General features: G+C 67.7%; 2 protein-coding genes. One reads left to right on the forward strand and one right to left on the reverse strand.

Going from position 1 to position 1037, the window contains the following annotated elements:
- Positions 1 to 210 precede the first annotated feature (210 nt).
- Positions 211 to 426 (forward strand): e9imm peptide, encoded by a 216-nt coding sequence (locus ACFY3C_RS45770; RefSeq protein WP_390775196.1) that lies wholly within the window; start codon positions 211 to 213, stop codon positions 424 to 426.
- 9 nt (positions 427 to 435) lie between these two features.
- Here ACFY3C_RS45770 and ACFY3C_RS45775 read toward each other — a convergent pair whose 3' ends face one another.
- Positions 436 to 966, reverse strand: coding sequence for an IS5 family transposase (locus ACFY3C_RS45775; protein ID WP_390775197.1), 531 nt, complete (start codon positions 964 to 966; stop codon positions 436 to 438).
- Between the last annotated feature and the right edge of the window lie 71 nt (positions 967 to 1037).

Consider the following 1037-nt stretch of genomic DNA (forward strand, 5'->3'; position numbering starts at 1 on the left):
GCTGATCCCGCCGCGGCACCGAAGCAAACACATCGCCAACGAACTCCGATAACTCACCCCGGAGCCGCTCCACTTCCCCCAGCCTCACACCACGAGGATGCCCACCACCAGCCGAGATCACTCGACGTAACGAAGCACTACTAGGAGCTGTCCGGTCGATCACGCGTCCCGTTAGGGTCTCTACGGAGGGGCGTGATGAGTGTTAGGGAGATGGGTCGCGCGGAGGCGGTCGCGCTCGTGCAGCGGATCATGGACGCGGACTACGCCTCGGACGACGAGGTGGACGGCTGGCTGGACAGACTGGACAGAGCTCTGACATGCCCGTCCGGTTATGTCGGCGACTTGATCTTCTGGCCGCCGGAGCGGGAGCTTTCGGCTGACGAGGTAGTCGATCAGGCTCTGGCGTACCGGCCGATCCCTTTGTGAGGTAGCGGCTCAACTCCGAAGCCAGATGAGCAGAGCCGCGGTGGTGGCGGTGCCGAGGAAGACGTAGCCACGCTTGTCATAGCGAGTGGCCACGGCCCGGGACTGCTTCAGCCTGTTGATCGCTCGTTCGATGGTGTTGCGCTTCTTGTAGCGCTCTTCGTTGAAGCCGGGTGGCCGTCCGCCGCGTGAGCCTTTGCGCAGGCGGACGGCCTGGCTGTCGGTCTTCTCCGGAATCGTGTGCCGGATGCCACGGCGCCGCAGGTACTCGCGGCACGGGCTGTTGCTGTACCCCTGGTCGGCCGCGATGCTGTCGGGCTTCGTGCGCGGCCGGCCCAGGCCGACCCGCGGAACGCGGATCTTCGCCAGCACCGTCTGGAACTGGGTGCAGTCCGCCCGCTGCCCTGGCGTGACGACCAGGGACAGCGGGCGGCAGCGGCCGTCCGCGCTCAGGTGGAGTTTGCTGGTGAACCCGCCCCTCGAGCGGCCCAGGCCCTCACCTCCCGCACCACCTCCACGAGCCGGGTGAGCAGGCTCTGCCACGGTGTTTCGCCCTGGTGTTCCGCCGTTCCGGCCCCCTTTGACGCGGGCGCCGGCGGCGGTCCGGTCCGGGC

The organism is Streptomyces sp. NPDC001410 (assembly GCF_042895235.1).
Taxonomy (GTDB): Bacteria; Actinomycetota; Actinomycetes; order Streptomycetales; family Streptomycetaceae; genus Streptomyces.